At 48.5% G+C, this 16,770-nt stretch carries 12 protein-coding genes; 4 read left to right on the top strand and 8 right to left on the bottom strand.

Features of this window, described 5'->3' with window-relative positions:
* Positions 1–6: 6 nt before the first annotated feature.
* From VNM22_09315 to VNM22_09285, 7 genes are all read right to left on the bottom strand, one after another.
* The gene (locus VNM22_09315) at positions 7–1,680 is read right to left on the bottom strand and encodes a hypothetical protein (protein HWP47346.1); all 1,674 of its coding nucleotides are present in this window, start codon (positions 1,678–1,680) and stop codon (positions 7–9) included.
* A gap of 4 nt (positions 1,681–1,684) precedes the next feature.
* On the bottom strand, positions 1,685–2,941 hold the full coding sequence (locus VNM22_09310; protein ID HWP47345.1) for a hypothetical protein: 1,257 nt from the start codon (positions 2,939–2,941) through the stop codon (positions 1,685–1,687).
* Positions 2,938–5,676, bottom strand: a complete 2,739-nt coding sequence (gene cas3, locus VNM22_09305; GenBank protein ID HWP47344.1) for a CRISPR-associated helicase Cas3' — start codon at positions 5,674–5,676, stop codon at positions 2,938–2,940. The genes VNM22_09310 and cas3 overlap by 4 nt, the downstream gene beginning before the upstream one ends.
* The gene (locus tag VNM22_09300) at positions 5,669–6,535 is read right to left on the bottom strand and encodes a hypothetical protein (GenBank protein HWP47343.1); all 867 of its coding nucleotides are present in this window, start codon (positions 6,533–6,535) and stop codon (positions 5,669–5,671) included. The genes cas3 and VNM22_09300 overlap by 8 nt, the downstream gene beginning before the upstream one ends.
* A gap of 127 nt (positions 6,536–6,662) precedes the next feature.
* Complete coding sequence (locus VNM22_09295; protein ID HWP47342.1) at positions 6,663–7,547, bottom strand: hypothetical protein; 885 nt, start codon at positions 7,545–7,547, stop codon at positions 6,663–6,665.
* Positions 7,548–7,559: 12 nt separating this feature from the next.
* Positions 7,560–9,971 carry a hypothetical protein gene (locus VNM22_09290; GenBank protein ID HWP47341.1) on the bottom strand — a complete coding sequence of 804 codons (2,412 nt, stop codon included), beginning with the start codon at positions 9,969–9,971 and terminating at the stop codon, positions 7,560–7,562.
* Between the two features lie 302 nt (positions 9,972–10,273).
* Positions 10,274–11,233 (bottom strand): WYL domain-containing transcriptional regulator, encoded by a 960-nt coding sequence (locus VNM22_09285; GenBank protein ID HWP47340.1) that lies wholly within the window; start codon positions 11,231–11,233, stop codon positions 10,274–10,276.
* Positions 11,234–11,383: 150 nt separating this feature from the next.
* On the opposite strand from VNM22_09285, the gene VNM22_09280 reads away from it, so the two are divergent.
* Positions 11,384–11,542, top strand: coding sequence for a hypothetical protein (locus VNM22_09280; protein HWP47339.1), 159 nt, complete (start codon positions 11,384–11,386; stop codon positions 11,540–11,542).
* A gap of 632 nt (positions 11,543–12,174) precedes the next feature.
* Entirely contained in the window at positions 12,175–14,016 is a 1,842-nt protein-coding gene (locus VNM22_09275; protein ID HWP47338.1) for a glycosyltransferase family 39 protein, read from the top strand.
* A gap of 202 nt (positions 14,017–14,218) precedes the next feature.
* On the opposite strand, the gene VNM22_09270 is transcribed toward VNM22_09275, so the two are convergent.
* Positions 14,219–15,436: a mandelate racemase/muconate lactonizing enzyme family protein gene (locus VNM22_09270; GenBank protein HWP47337.1), complete on the bottom strand. Its 1,218-nt coding sequence runs from the start codon at positions 15,434–15,436 to the stop codon at positions 14,219–14,221.
* 171 nt (positions 15,437–15,607) lie between these two features.
* Between VNM22_09270 and VNM22_09265 the strand changes: the two genes are divergently transcribed.
* Together VNM22_09265 and VNM22_09260 are read left to right on the top strand one after the other, a co-directional pair.
* Positions 15,608–15,961: a response regulator gene (locus tag VNM22_09265; protein ID HWP47336.1), complete on the top strand. Its 354-nt coding sequence runs from the start codon at positions 15,608–15,610 to the stop codon at positions 15,959–15,961.
* A 299-nt stretch (positions 15,962–16,260) separates the two neighbouring features.
* Entirely contained in the window at positions 16,261–16,614 is a 354-nt protein-coding gene (locus VNM22_09260) for a response regulator (protein HWP47335.1), read from the top strand.
* Positions 16,615–16,770: the final 156 nt, after the last annotated feature.

The raw sequence follows: 16,770 nt of genomic DNA, 5'->3' as shown, positions 1-16,770 counted from the left end.
ACCTCCTTACAGGGGGATGAACCAGTCCGCCAGCTCGAGGGCGTCGAAGTGGCCACAGTAACCGCCCTGCCAACCGGCATTCTTCCAGTCAACCAACGAGGGGTCCACATCGGGAAGGGGCCTCCCTTCATTAAACTTCGTGAGGAAGTTCTTGATGGAATCAGGACCTTCTCTCAGGGCATCGCGCAGGGCTTTGAGTTTGTTACGCCGTGTGGACCATTTAGGTTCCTGGCCGGGTTGTGTAGATGGCGGTAAATCCTGGAATGCTTCGATTCCCTTTCTGACCACGCTCCATGAGCGTCCTGATTCCTTCGGGTTTGCGTTCAAAGTCACAGGCCGGAGCGTAAGCCAGCCGGCGTTAACTTTGTACTCACGTTCGCGAATAACCTCAATCCCCCCGGATAATCCACTTAATGCAAAGTGCCAGTCTAAGCACCCATCATCCCAATCATGATGAAGGTTTCGGATCTCTTTTCGGTATTTTTTCGCCTTCTTGCACAGCTCATCGGCCAGCGCGTACGCCCGCGCGAAGGGGTAATGGGCTTTCACAATGGCAATCCCGGCACAGGCCGTCAGTCGACCTTTTCCGTCGGGTAGATGGGTAGTATGCTTTTCAAGCTGTTGCAGGTACTCGATGGCTAAAGATAACCCTAACCGACCCTCGCTGACGAAGGTTACATCATCTCCCCCAAAGACAAGGGGACGGAAGGGCAACAGCCAGTTACCGCCTTGAGATTTAAGCTCGATCTTTACCAGTTCTTGACCGCTCGCGTTTTTATGGATGATAACTTTTTTGCCTTTGTCGTCTTGAATCCTCGCCGATAACTTCTCCAGGGTTTCGCAGAGCGCGGCTGTTGCGGCACGGTTAACAGCCTCCGAAAACGAACGCAGGGCATTGATATAATCGCGGTTCTGGGACGGGTTCGGGTAAGTTTTACCGATGTCCATGATACGCTGTCCCAGACCGTTTCCGTCGGCATGGACGACGGCGATGAAATTGTGTTCACCTTTGGTGCCGCCCAGGTGATCGGCCCGGTTGGGATAATCGTAGTTGGCGGGAGGTAGAAGCAGAGTTCGTAACCGCTGGTCAGCCTGCTCAACAGCCCGAAGCCTGGCAAAGATCTCAGCAGAAGCCGGACGCTCCGGGTCATCGCCAATTGCCGGTGCCATACCTACAGCAGGTAATCCTGTGGAACGGCACATGACCGTCACACCCAGCCCCAGCAGTGGAGCAGACAAGGTGCGGGCGCGTTTCTCCGCCGCCAGTTTCTTGAAGGCGGCCTTGATTTTTTCGGAAAGGGACTCGCTCCCATTCCAATTCAACAACTCCTGGGTAATAACCAGTTGCAGATTCGGGGCTTCGGTCAATACTTTCCGTGATAGCACACGGGTGAAATTTCTGGCTCCCTCGGGGGTCTGAAAAAGCGCCACAAAGTTACCTCCCCCCGTATAAAAGACCTCGGCATCCAGTTTGTCGGTCGGATTTTCTATGCATCTCTGAGTATCTAACTCTCCGTCTACTTTGATGTTGTTCCTTGGGGCAACCTGCCGTATGGCCTCTTTAGCCCAATTCCCGGTTGCCTGCGCAACGAGATAGGACGCTCCGATGTTCTCCCGGAGCCGGTTGCTTCCGAAGATGTAGGGTTGAATCTGTGCGGTATCTACAATAACCAGATACATGGGTCTATCCCTCCTCTCCGCTTTGGGACTGAATCCAGGTCTTGATATGTTCGGTCAAATCACGCAGGTGCTTACGTCCAAAGACACGGATGCGTCCTTCAGGGTCAACATCGCGTCGCATTTCGTGTTCCAACCCATCCGGGTCATCACTGCAACAGACCAACGCAACACGGGCTTCATCGCCGCCCAATTGTCGCGCGCGTATGTAGGCCTCGAAGAGTTTCAATTTAAGCGAATTCTTCTTACTTTCTGTTGAACAGGAGAAGGCAAAGAGTTGATAACCTCGCAGTGCCATCACGTCCACGTCAAACTCTACTTCATTAGGCACGATATTCTGTGCGCATTCGTGCAGACAGAGCTGAGTTGCTAACTGATTCAGTATGTCCAGAACATAATGTTCCAGCCACTTACCGTAGAGCCACTCACAAAACCGCTTTGGCTCGTTTCCAAAAGCGCCATGGGCGAGTCCCAGGTCACCTTGAGGTACTTTGAGCTCGGCGCGCAGCGATTGAACAACTTCGCTCAGAGAGCTGCTTGTGGGCAGGATCAAAGAAACAGCTTGCAATTGAGTCTTGTTTTTCCAATCCTCTTTATCCGGGCGTCGGCACTTGGGGCGAAATTCTTCCTCAATCCACTGCTTCCAGTCTTTGAATCCCCCGTCGTTCGCACATACTCTTGCCAAAGCATGAGCCGTAGCAGGAAACAGCGGGATCTCTGTTGGCTCGTGCTTAAGCGTCCACCCATGGAGGGCCAGCAAATCGGTCAGCTTTAATTCCAACGCTCGCCCGATATAGATCCTTTTCCTTTGTTCGTTACCACCGGCAGCGGGATCAAATACCATCTGCAAGGTGCGGGCATCCAGGTAACTGAACACCGGCGTGATGCCTTTTTCTTTGGTCCACTGCTCCACTGCGCGATAGGCATGCACCGCTATGGCCTTTGTACCCCCTGTATAGTTGAGACCTACCCGTTGAGCCTTGATGGCTTTGAGGCGTTCCTGTGCTCCAGCCACAATGGAAGTCGGGTCGGATTCTCCGACTTCCTTTAACTCCACAGACTGGGTAACTCCTTGTTCCTTCAACCACTTGCATAGCCTTTGCGCGACTTTGGCTGTGCCCGCAGCACCTCCTGAGTGGATAAGGGTAATCGTTCCGCCTGGCGCGGTAAGCAGCTTACCTGCCACCGCGTTGGGCAGGGGGTTACCCCCGACCAGAAGGAACAAATGCCCGGTCTTTGCAGATTGTAAGGCCTGGGAATTCATTCCCTTTCCTCCTCCTCGGTTTCTTCTTCGACTACCTCTTCCTCGGTTACCATTCCTTCGAGATAGCCGGTAAAATAGCCGTTATCGGGAAGATCCCGGAAATACCAGATAACAGGTTTGTAAGCCCCATCACCTGCCACCTGCATAAGTACCTTATAATCAGTGCGCCAACAGGTGAAGACCTTTGGCACATCTACCAAACCATACTCAGGGTCATATTTGAAATTGCTTTGAGCGAATCCTTCCGTTATTGTAACGATAACCTGCTTTCCATAAACCGGTCCCCCGGAGAGTTTCTTCCTGAATTCCCGATTGGTATCGTGGGAGTAAACTACTTCCTGTATCAGCGCGGCCGGTTCCGGTTGCTCATCCTTGGAACAAACACATAAACTAAAGGGAACCGAAACATAACGCTTTTCCCCATCAAACGGAATCTCAAAGGTCAGCGTAGGCTCCCAACTCCGTGTCACGACAAACCCGCGATCGTGGATGGGCTTGTTTTCAAGACGGGCTTCGTAGACATACTCGGCCAGCAGCTCGAAGAGGGTCTCTACGCGATAGTCTATGGCCGGACGCCTGGCTATCTTTTCCCTTAAAGTTTTAAGATCGAGCAGGTTTCCACTTACCTGCTTCAAATACTCTATATAACAGGCTTCTTCTTCGATACTCAGGGAACGCACGTAGGGTTTTATCCAACCCCTGTCAGAATACAGCTCCTTCGGCAGTACCACGACAACCTCAGCATCCTCAAAGTCAGCCCTTCGATTGCAACGACCCACCCGTTGAATAAGCTGCTCGGGGTTGCAAATCTCGGTTACCAAGGCCTGGGCATTCAGATCACAACCCACTTCGATGGCACTGGTGGTTACAAGGAGGTATCGGCCGTCTTTGTTCCCATCCAGCTTCTTGAGCTTCTCATAAACCCGGGCCCGCTCGATACCATCCATCCTTCCATGATAAAGCAGAAGGTTCTTACGGGCCATGAGGTCCGGTAGTTTTTCTTGGACCACTAACCCCTTTAGTTTCTCATAGACGTTGAAAACTCCGTCCCGAAGGGCTCGCCGCCGACTGTCTTGAATCTCGGCCTGAAAACCGACGCTCTCGGCCACAACGATGATTCTATGAATTCCCTGCCTCCACAGCCTTTCGGTTTGTTCGACCAGGGCGTCTGATAGATCATTGTGTTTGGATTCCACCACGGTGAGTTTGCGTTTCGGAGGTTCTGAAACCTCCAGATAATCGAGCTCTTTAAGGAAGTCTATCTCCTTCTTGTAGGCCTCTGGCAGGGTTGCAGTCATTACCACCACACCCTGCCCTGACTCATAAAGCGCTCGAACCAGCCGGCGGAAATTAATAAAGGATACTCCGTCATACGTATGGGCTTCATCGAAACAGATGAGGGTACGGGCTCCATCCTGAATACGAAGCGGATAAATGAAGGATTTATGGACGTCCCCAAAACCGAAGTACCGATAAAGAAACTTATCCAGGGTCGTTAAAATGACCTCAGCCTTGTAAAGATGGCGCTTTTCATAAGGTAGTACCTGGCTACCATACCTGAACTCAACGGCTTCACCATTCCGGAACACATACCTACGGGATGTCTCACCGGTGTCTACGATCAAAGCTATGGGACGATCTTTGTTTTGGGATAAGGTTGAAAATTTCATAAGGTACTTCTGGATCCTCTGCTCATGATCCTCAATCAAACTCCGTGTGGGAAGGGGGAGGATCAATCGCTTACCCAAAGCCAGGGATGGAATCAGCACGGCCTCGGTCTTCCCAGATCCGGTCGGGGCTCTCAAAAGTAAAGCATCTTCGCCCGTAGCCAGATGGTTGAAAAGAACCTGTTGCATTTCGTAGGGGGTAAAACCACAGATTTCCAGGTAAAAGGTTTCACAATCATAGCGACCAGGCTGAGATGATATTTCAGGAATAAGAGGCTTTATGCGAATCATTGTTTGTTTAACCGGACGATTTATTTCTTTAAAGAAATTTACGATGAACTCTCCAAGGGCTTGAGCGATCCGTTCAGGTTCTTCTAACTTCAGGTTTAGTAGCTCTGCTTTTTGTTCCTCGGATAAAACCAGTTCGTAGTACTCCAGGGTAAGGTCAATCTCTTCCTGGATAAAAGGGTAGGGGTCAAGATGGTAGGTTAAAGGGTCCCCCGGGATAACTGTGAATTCCATGAACGTTCGACCTTCTGTAACACCCTCCAGCGTGCGGACGGCGATTTCCGCTTCGATCTGATCGCACATTTCCAGGATGTAAAGATCCCGGGCGAATCGACTGGTAGGATAACCATTCTGCCGCAACCGAACTATGGCTTCATTAATATCTTGAACCGTATAGGTGTGATGGCCCTGTGCGAGCTCCTGAACGTAAAGGTCTTCGTGCTCGGCAAGGAACCGATGCCCCCGAAAGGAGTATTCATACCCTTCAAAGATTTCCGTTTCCCGGCCGTTTTTCCTTTGTTTACGTGTCCTGGCCTGTAGGGTAAACCGTTGGGGTTTTCCTACATCATGGAGCCTGGCCGCGGCCACGACCTTTTGTTCGGTGTCGGGGTGAAGTACAAGATCGGTGTCGGAGGCCTCGCGTTGCCAGAGTTGAACCAGTTTAGCCACATTGTCGGTGTGATTCTCCAGTCGTTGTAACAGGATCTTCGAGGGCAGGCGAGGGTCTCCCTCTTTCTCATAATGAAAGAAGACTCTGGCTATATCAATTACGTTATTCATAAACTATTTCTCCTCGAAGGGTTTCAATCAACGAGACTGGGATGAAAATCTCCTCGTAGTGCAGGTAATCCAGCATCACGCCGGTTTGACCATCGACCCTGGCGGCAGGGAAGGGTTTATATTTCACAACAGGACTGGGATGTTCGTCAAAGGCACTGGTTGAGTATATTTTCGGGAGTGATGTGGATTTCCCACGTCTTTGCTTTTTTTGCGACTCAGTCCGATCTTCTTCCGTTTCGAGCCAGACGAAACTGTAAAGGGTGAATATATCCGCCGGGACCCTGGGATTTTTCTCAAATAAGTCATCAGCTGGAATAAGGGTTGAAGGCACGGCTTTCAGTTCGGTGCGTTGAAGTGGAAGCGGACCAGAGACCCTTTCAACAAAAGCATATCCCTCTTTTCCCATCTTCGAACCATAACCGACTATTCCAGTCATCCGGGCAAGTTCTTTTTCGTTTTCGGAAACCACATAACCTGTGAGTTCGTCTGTCAGCAAGTACTCCCAGGTATGTAATTGGATGTTCTCACGTCCACTTGCTTTACCCCGATACATATCAGAAAAAGCTCTATGACCCAAATCACGGGGACCCTTTCGGTAGGTACGGTGAGCAGGTCGGGAGCAGGCCCCGACAGGATAGGCACCCAGGGGTATCAATTCACGGGGTAACACATAGAACGGGGTATCTTGATCGTTGGGTCCCGTGTTTGGGAAGTCAAATCCTGCGTGCATCATGGCCAGACGACGCAAAAATCCGGAAAGCGTGGTCGGCGGCACAAAGGAATAGGTCGTGATATCGAGGATCGAGCCTGGCAAAACCCGAAAGGTCAATCCGGCTGTTGGTCTGATAGTAAATATCATCAAATACATTTCTGTTATGGCTATGTTAATTATATTTATTATTTCAACCCCCCTGGTCCTGGGTACAGGACCACGATTTGGCTCGGCGGATAGCAGGGGCGACTGGCCAGTCGCCCATACTTCGTCGTTAATCGTTAGCCTTTAACACGCGATTGACGAACGTATCGGCCCATTTCTGGAGTTTCTGATGCGCCGACCATCCTATCCATCGCTCGAAGTTGCCGTTATTTACGGTTATATGCTCCCCATTTCCTGTACCCCCATTAACCCTTCTGGCTTTATCTTGAAAGATCTGTAAAGCCCGTTCTACCGAGGTTTCGCCAGGAGAGATAACCGGACGCGCCCCATGGGGTACCAGATACTTATCTACAACAAGGAGTGGTGCATTATCCACCTCATAGAGAGAGGCCCCTTTTGGGTTACCGGAGCCAATTCGTGCTAGGCTGTCGAGGAACGCATAGGCAACGGCTTGAAACTCGTCCTCGGTTACACTGAGACAGTGGTTATAGACCGGGTATAACAAACCGGGTTCGTTATACTGGCGCTTGAAAGGCGTTGGCGAATTGGTGTTGGGGTCATTTAGAATGGCTGAAGGATGCATGGCTCGCTGCTTTTCCTCAGGAAGAAGTGGCTGGATGGCCACACCACCACCATGGGTGAGTCTACCGATAAGGGTTTGTTTGCCGGTTATTAAGCCGCCATAGACGGCACAAACAGGGCATTCGGGTTTCGTGCAGGTTTTGGGAATATGACAATCTAACTTCTCTCCCAGCATCTTCCCGTTTGAACAGGGGGCCCAAAGCAGGCAGCGCCGTTCGATTCCCCGCCGTTTGGTGGGGGATAGATAACATTTTTCAATTCCCTCACCGTTTGGGAGTACGAGTCTCACGGTTTCGACCATGTTCACGTTGATCATGACTTCATGGCCGAAGTAAAGCTCCTGGGAACCTTCCAGGATTGCATAGATATCAAAATGGTAACGCTGGCCGTTGGCCTGTGGAAGTCCGGACATTTTTGCCTCCTTTTATGCGATTCCTTCCTTTTTCACGCCAAGACCGGGAAATCGGCTGTAAAGAGCCAGCTTCAACCTATACGTGAAAGCCCGCCAATCTGCATCGGCTTTGTAATCTTCCTCGGCGAACTTCTTATACGCGGCCTCGACGTCATTGGTGGTTATTTCAAGGAACCGAGAGTCGTTTTCGCTCTTCTCCCGTTCGTTCACAGGAATGCCTAACTTCTCCATCAAAGATCTGGTTTGTTCATAGGTAAACCAGTTGGTTGGGTTGCGATAAAGCCGGGCCGTGCTGTAAGTCGTATGATCGGCGAAACGATAAAGGAAGTTAAACACCTCCTCAACCTCCTCTATCAGCTTGGAGGCCTCTCGATCAGGATCAAGACCGGGATCGCTTTCCTTCTTCCTACAGACTTCCCGCTTGGTCTGATCCACGAACGGATACAGCAATCCGGCCATAGCGACGACGTCGGTTATGACTTTGGCTCGATTTTCTCCTATCATGTGGATCCATACCTCCAACGATTTTTCAATCTCCATGCGCACCTTTTCCTGGCGACGCCTTTGATCGATGTTCGGCTGACTGACCAGCTCGTAAATAGCAAGGATGGGTTCATCAGCCAGCACGTAACGAGTGGCGGAAGCCAGTGAGCGATTGACCTCACTCCCCTCGGTCAGGTTAAGCTGAAGCGCCCTTATCAGGACGCTCAAAAAAGCTAATCGATGGGATTCCAGTTGAAGGTCTGATAGCCCCATGGCCATAGAGGCCTTATACTCCATGAAAACCTGATGATCGAAAAGTTCGGCCAGCCTAAGATGGGTGTAAATTTTGGTACCTACCACGTCGGCAAAATATCGCCACTTCCCACCGACTTTAACCCGTTCACTACTTGTGAGCATCAGGTAGTTACCGGCTGCCAGATCCAGTTGCGAGAGGGTAAGCCCTCGCAGGAACGATTCCAGCCTGCCAAGTACGGCCGCCGAACGTCCCTGTACTAAACCATCTTGAGCTACAGGCTCAAGCCGGATGATAACACTTTGCTTGCTCGGTTTGAGGGGAGAGGCCAGGGCTATAGCCACACAGTTATGACAAACCGCCGGACGTTTTTCGCCTCCACTCGATTGGAGCCTCTGGGATGGAGACTCAAAAATAAGCCGGTTTATCTCTGCTTCGTCCTCAGCCCTTAACAGGCGGCCGCATACGTAGCAAAACCTGCTTCTATCGGTATTGTCCCCTGGGGGGCGAGGGTCCAGGGTTTCCGGGGCTTCCAACAGCAACGGTTTCACTCGAAAAGGCCTGGCCCTTACGGCCCCTATAAGGGCATCCTCTCTGTCTTGCTGATTGAGTTCAGACCAGCTTACAAGGCGAATAATTTCAATGATTGCATCGGCCATTCGGTTCTTACGCCAGCCAATCTGCTGGGCAGCCTTCCTGGTGAAGAGTTCGGAGAGTTTTTTTACCCGTTCGAATAACGCCGGATGGGCATCTTGATAACGCTTCAGAAATTTAAACGGGTGGCCATCGGCCTCCTGGAATAGGGTTTTGCAGTGCTCCACCTGGGCCAGGGATAGGTCTAACCCGTAACTCTTCCCTTGAATTTTATTTTCAAGACCATTTCGGCGTTTCGGATTAGATTCACGTTTTAACTGTTCCCTCAACTGAGAAATTTCGTGGTAAATTTTGGTCTGGTTTTCCAAATAGGCTTCTATCTTGCCTCTGATTTCTTCATTCCACTCCTTTAACTTTTCTGGGCTCTTTTGAAGTTCATCGTGTTTTTGTTCTAATCCACGCAAAAGCCAGGCCAGAATGACCAATCGGCTACCAGGGCTAACCACTGGAAAATTCGGAACCTGGAATCCCCCGGTTTCTCTCTCTGATAAGTGAATTGTGTTCAGCATGGCCACAAACGTGCGTATTAATTCCTCGATAGAGAAGGCAAACTGGACGAATTCGTTCCAGGCTTCTTCAGGATCAAACTTACTCCCTTCAGGGATAAAAAAAATCACATGCCGATCGCTTTCCGCCAGGACCACAGCCCGGCGGGATGGATGGCGAGCCAGCCAGCTCAGGTAACGGGCGATTAAACTATCCACAGCCACACGTGCCTGAGCTTCACGGGGTAATGTGGTTTTATACCGGGTAACCTCTCTGCCTGGAACAGAAGGAACTTCATCTTCTCCTTTATCAGTCTGGATAGGGGAGGAAAGGGAACCTGGTTGTCTTCTCCGTAAAAGCCGTTCCAGTTGAGGGACGTCTAAACTTTTGAGCGAGGCCTTGAGTAAATCGGATTCCACGTTACCACTTTGGTAAATTCGGCAGAGATCATCTACATGGGTTTTGGCGGGTTCCTGGCCCATTTGGATTTGCTGGGCCACATACGAAGCTAATCGAATGATTTTCGTTTCCTGTTTTCCTGAGATCATTTAAGTAGAGCCTTTAGCCGTGGTAGGGGCGCACGGCGGTGCGCCCTTACTTTAATTCAACCGGGACGGCTAACCTAAGGTCATGGCTTATAGCTCGTTGGGCTTGCGGCGATGGACCGTAGACCACAAAGTGGGAGGCACAGCGACGCTATGCCCTTACTTAGGAATTTGGAATTAAGGAAATAATACCTACGTATGAGCGACCGGCTGGTCACCCCTACCATCAACCGAGACGGTTAACCTATCTGACCCCTAATTCTTATTTCATCTTTCATCGTCCAGGGTCCATCGTCTATCGCCTATTACCCATCGTTCGCATACACCCTTCTCATCCTTTCAATGCTCGCCTTGACCATCTCCCGTAATTCCTCCGGTTCCAGCACTTCCGCATCGGCTTCGTACCTCAAAATATCCCATAAAACCTCCTTCAGATTCTTGACCGTTTTACGGACATACGCCGACCCGTCGGGTTGCATTTCGATCCGCTCAGCCGGTTCACGTTCTTTGACTAATTGGACAATAGAGGGAGCAAATCGGATTAATACCTGATACTCCCGGTCACCGCTCCAAAACCCATGGGCCATCTCTCTGCGGATGGAAAAGTCTTTGGGATAGGTAAAGCGAAGGCCTCGAAACTCCAACTCCTGAATCCGACAAATCTTAAACCGACGAAGGGTTTGATAGGCTCCGTACGAATACCCTACCATGTAAGAACTGGCCCTGTCTTTGATATAAATCCCGTAGGGATCCACGTCGTGGATCTCCTCCTGACGCGTGGACAAAGCCTGGTACTTTATTCGAATAGAACGGCATTCAGATACCGCCCGGTATAAGTTGAAAATAATCTCCGCATCCCCAACCCCGGCTCCGGGAGCTATACAGATGCGATCGGTCAGGTTGCGCAGGTAGGTGCGCGTTTCCTCTGGAAATACCGATAACAGCGTATTGACCGCTTCGCCGGCGTGACCTTCCAGGGGAGACAGGACCATCAGTTGGGAACCTATGAACAGGGCCAGTATTTGTTCTTCACTAAGTGGAAGGGGTGGAATCTGAAGCTCTGCAAGGGACAGCGTATAGCCCCCTTTTTCATACTTGATCGGAAATCCCACTTCCCGAAGTAAGGCCAGATCTTCAGAAATCATGCGGGTTGAACAGTGATATCTCTTTGCCAGAACGTTCCGGTTTACGGCTTTTCTTGACCAGATCGTGGTGAGAATACCTACACACCGCTGGATCCGGCTTTTAAGTTTTTCATGGGACATAATAATTATTATACTTTAACCGATGAACTCGTCAATTAAAAACTTGAAGGGGTATGAAGTAATGAGTTCATACTTTGAACCAAAGAGCATTTCAAATTCCCATAACTAGCCGTTAAAAGAGGAGGCGCTACAAGCAACGGATACCGCTCGATGACAAGGAAAACCCATGGTAAAGTAAGACAGATCAATGGGGAGAGTATGGTAAGGAAAATCCCCATGCCGGTAGCAGAGGTAATTGCAGGTTCAAAGTATGAAGTTGAAAGGCTTTTCAGAGGCAATGGGATTTACCCTCATCCTTATGGAAATTGAATGTGAGGCAGAAAAACTTGCAGATCCAAAGCCAGGCAGGAATTCCCATCGTTATGAGGACAAGAAGGCTTCTGTTTTAAGACCAAGGGTAAGAAGGCTTTTAGATGTAGATAATGTATAGCCCTCATGGGGAGGAGGGTACTCTGGAATGGCTTAGGTTTCCACTCTCTCCTTTCCTGTGAGGGAAGGGGAGTCAGAAGCGTTAGGTACAAAAAAGATACTCTTGAAAGCTTGAGGGAGGATGGGTAGGGCTGCCTACACAAGGGCCATGTAGGGCCCCTCACCTATTTTTAACGGTAAGTGAACGACAAAGGGAGAGTAGCCAATGAATAACTATTCACTATGTACTGCTCATCATTCGTCAACACTGAAAGTGTTATAAAGCTGATAATTAAGCTATTACTTATGTTTTTATAGCATTCAGGATAAAAAGGAACAAAATTTAAAATAAAACGTCTAAGAGAGTGTGGAAATTTAGTTCCCAGCCCAACATTTAAGAGTCCATTCCATACCCTGGTTTCAAGGCCTACGGGGAACCAGAAGCTAGGAGATGATCAGGGCTTGAGCTGCCGGCTATCGTTCTTGCACTTTAGTAAGGGACGTAGCTTGCTATGCCCCTACAGGGAGGGCCTATGAGAAAGCCTGTGGCTATCCGGACAATTTATTATAATCTGAAGAACCGGAATAGTACGTTTCTACTTTTCCTCCTGGCTATTCTAACCGGGATAGGGATGCGATTTTACGGATTAAGCTGGGGATTACCTTATCATTTTCATAGTGATGAACATATCTTAGCCTACTTCACAGAAAAACTCAGAACTGCCGAATCTATCCAACAACTCACCCATCAAGAGATTCGGTTTTTTCTTTATCCTCCTTTTCTTATGTACCTGCTCATCAGCCTGATCACGTTGGCCTCTTTTTTTCATTCTTTTTCCCTTACAGATCCTCGTAGTTTAACCCTCTATTATCTCCTGGGACGAGGTATAGCAGCCAGTTTTGGTTCGATCACTTTGATTGCAGTTTATTTATTGGGAAAACAGTTATATACCCAATCCGTTGGAATATTAGCCGCCGTGTTTCTGGCTTTTTCCGTCTTACACGTCCGAGATTCTCATTTTTACTTCCCCGATGTACCTTTCACCTTCTTCTTAGTCTTAACCGTTTTCTTTGCAGCCCGGTTTATTGAAAAGCATAGGCTTAAATATTATGTATTGGCTGGAATCTTTACCGGAGTGGGGATGGCTACCAAGCAGACGGCCCTTATGGTACTTCCAGTGATCCTGACAGCTTATCTCATCGAGAGATTCCAACATCTACGCTCGTGGGCCGCTTATAAAAAAGTCCTTTTCTCTATTTCATTTTGGGGGTTCGTGTTATTCCCCATTTTCCTGGCGGGGATTACCTTTCTCTTACTAAATCCCTTTGTGCTTATTAATTTTGAGAAATTTCAGGAAATGTCCCATAAAACAGCCCAGTTTGTTAAGGGGACCAATCAACCTCAGTGGACTTTTCAGTTTACCGACACGACCTTTCTGTATTGGTTCACCAACCTCCTTTATTTTGGTATGGGCCCTTTATTAGAAGCTGTTTGCATGGCTGGAATGATCTGGGCCTTTGTGAAGCGAAAAATCCCAGACCTGTTGCTCTTGTCTTTTCTCCTTCCTTACTTTTATTTCATCGGCGGTGGTTACATGAAATTTATCCGATATGCCATTCCTTTACTTCCCTTCTTGTGTCTGCTCGGTGCACGCTTCCTGCTTGACCTCCTCAAAATAACCAGACACCACATTGAGCGTGTGGCCGTAAAGGTTGTTATAACCTTGGTCATTATTACTTCTTTGCTGTATTCCCTGGCTTATCTGAATATTTACCGCCAGGAAGATGTCAGAATTCAGGCCTCTCGCTGGATTCATCAGCATATTCCTCCTGGGTCTACGGTGCTCATTGACACATCTTCCTCCACCCCCCTGCTAGGTTCAATGTTCTTTTACCCGGAATTCTATACTTCCTATATCGTGGATGAAGCCCACCTTCACTTTGTGAAAAAGGACTACTTTACCATTAAGGTTATCAATCTCATTACGGACTCACGACAGGCTCTACATTCTCCCGGCTGGTGGCAACATTACTTACAGGAGCGTCTGGAGAAGGTTGATTTTATCATCTTCAGTGATGAGTGTTATGAGCAATATTCCCATCGGCAGAGCTCTTACCCTACGCTCAATCAGTTTTATCAAGACCTCTTTTCAGGTCGACTGGGATATCGACTCCTTAAAACCTTTAAAACCTATCCTTCCCTGTTCGGTTATACCTTAAAGGATGATCGAGCCGAATTAACCTTTCGCTTATTTGATCATCCTAAGATTATGATCTTTAAACGGGCAGAGTTAAGTGAGATGACGCAGGGGTTATTAAACCGATTTGATCCAGAGACTTCTTTCCAGGCTCTGGAGGTTCAGAAGATTCTATGAATTTCTTACTTCTCCTTAAAAGGAGCTTCTAAGGGTGGGTTTTTTGGACCTGACCCTTCCGATTCCCTTCTCCAGAAGGGAAGGGGAGAGTAGGGACTCAGGCTATCCCTGAGTTTCCCCTTCCCGTATCTGGAAGGAGGTTAAAGGGTCAGGTTAAAAAGTCTACTCTTGAAAGCTTAAAAGGAGGAGTCGTTGAGAAAGACTAGACAGGTCTGTCCACCATTTCCGGGAAGAGGGTTCCGGTATAGGGGTGACTGGCCACTACAGCCTCATTCAATTCAACTCCCAGACCCGGTTTGTCGGGGGGGATAATATAACCATCCTCCCATTTAATGGGTTCCTTGAGGAGCTCGGCATAGAAACCGCCAAAGGTCTCGATACTTTCCTGGATTAAGAAATTGGGACTGCAGGTAGCCAGTTGGATATTGGCGGCTGCTTCTATGGGCCCACAGTAAAGATGCGGGGCTATCTGAGCATAGTGAGCCTCGGCCATACCGGCAATCTTCTTGGCTTCTAAGATCCCTCCAACCCGTGCAAGGGCGGGCTGAAGGATGGCTGCTGCCTGCTTCTCAAGCAGTTCGGCAAATTCATACTTAGTGACCAGACGTTCACCGCAAGCAACCGGAATACGGGTAAATTGAGCAACACGGCCCATCTCCTTCTTATTCTCCGGTGGTACTGGCTCCTCAAACCATAGGGGGTCATAGGGTTCCAACCGCCTGGCCAGACGGATGGCACTTGATGTGGTCATCTGACCATGGGTCCCGATCAGTAAATCACACTTGCTGCCCACCGCCTCCCGTATGTTCTTAGTAACCAGTTCGGCATTATCCAGGGCTTCTAAGGAAAGCTGTCTGGGATCAAAGGCAGACATGGGCATAACCGGATCGAATTTCAAAGCCGTAAAGCCTTGCTTAACATATTGAGCCGCCCTCTTTGGAGCAAGCTCAGGGTCACCGAAAATATCGGCTATCGCCAGAGCATCTGAGGTTTCACTCTTCGAGGCCGTATCATCCGGAGCTGGATAAAGATAGGTGTAAGAACGAAGCTTTTCATGGACCCGGCCGCCCAGGAGATTATAAATAGGCTGATTCAGCGCCTTACCGATAATATCCCAGCAGGCAATCTCAATACCACTCAGTATCCCTACCAGGGTCAAATCCGGATGTTGGGCGTACCCACTGGAGTAAATAATCCGCCATAGCCGTTCTATCTTGAACGGATCCCAACCTATCACATACCGCTCGACTACATCTTCAATAAGCTGAGTGACCTTGTCAGGACGAAACGGTACCCCATAAACTTCCCCGAAACCTTCGATCTGGTCGTTCGTAGTCAGTTTCAAGAAAATAAAATAAGGCCCTCCATGATAGGGGGGTGGATTCGCCACCACATAGGTCTTAAGATCGGTTATTTTCATAATAAACACTCCTTAATTATTTCCTCCGCACGATTAACCAATATGAGCAGTTTTTTGTTTCACTTTAATTTGATAAATATATATTATAGAGAAGAATGGTAGCAAGATCGTTTTAATCGACAGGATTCTGCTCAAATAAGTTTATTCAGTTTCTTTTTTAAGAAATATCCCATGCGTGTGCTTGTTGTAGATGATAATGTCGACTCGGCTGTAACATTGGGTGAATTATTAGAGTTCTGGGGATATGAGGTAATAGTCGTTTATGACGGGTATGCAGCCCTGGAAGCTGCTTTAATTCATCAACCGAAGGTGGCCTTTATTGATATCGGCTTGCCAGGCATAGACGGCTATGAACTGGCTCGAAGGCTTCGACAAGAACCCGCACTGCAAGGAATGTTGTTGATAGCGGCCACGGGGTATGGAGAAGAGGAAGACAGACGTAAATCTAAAGAAGCCGGATTTAATTATCACTTTACCAAGCCTTTAAATTTATCTGTGATCCAGCAACTCTTACCAGGGATTTGAAATCGTTCTTTTCAATTATACGGTTATATTTAAACTTTTCCTTCCCCATCCCGTCCTTATATAAGATAACCGGCTACTTGATAATAATAATCGTGGAGAAGTCTCGATTTAGTTAGAAAGATGAACAGATATTCGCTTCTACCTTAAAGAAAATTTTTGTACCGTTATACCGAGACCGTATCCTTACAACGGAATGGCATGACTATCCTGTTGAATAATTCCCTGGAATGTAAAAAAATACAACTCGTGTAAAGGAATACAAACGTGTTCTGGATAGCATCCCATTAATGGGACGATTTATGCTTGTGCTTATAGCCGATGGTTATGTAGATGCCGCAACAACATTGGGTGAATTGTTGGAATTCTGGAGATACGAAGTCATAGTGGTTCATGATGGACCTTCAGCTCTGGAAGCTGCATTTACCTACCGACCCCAAATAGCTTTGATAGATGTTAACCTGCCAGAAATAAGTGGCTATGAAGTAGCCTGTCGATTGCGACAAGAATCTTTAGTATCAAGGATTCTGTTGATAGCCCTGATAACCTATGGAAGTGCAGACGACCAACGTAAATTAAAAGAAGCAGGGTTTGATTATTATTTTCTTAAGCCTGTAGATCCCTTTGAAATAAGACAGATCTTGTGGCATGTTTAGATCTAAATTCGATTTTTTAGCTGAATCCAGCTAATCGTTTGCCCCTTATGTAGTACGCTGTTTACTTAATTTTGGCCTTATAGGGCTGCTTTCACTCCCCAACTCCCCTCTCCCCTCACCCCCAGTTCCCCCTCTCCTGTGTAGGGGCGGGAGGCC

This window comes from Candidatus Limnocylindrales bacterium (assembly GCA_035559535.1).
Classification (GTDB): Bacteria; Moduliflexota; Moduliflexia; order Moduliflexales; family JAUQPW01; genus JAUQPW01.
The sequence above is the reverse complement of the archived record's forward strand: the minus strand, read 5'-3'. Positions and strand labels throughout refer to the sequence as shown.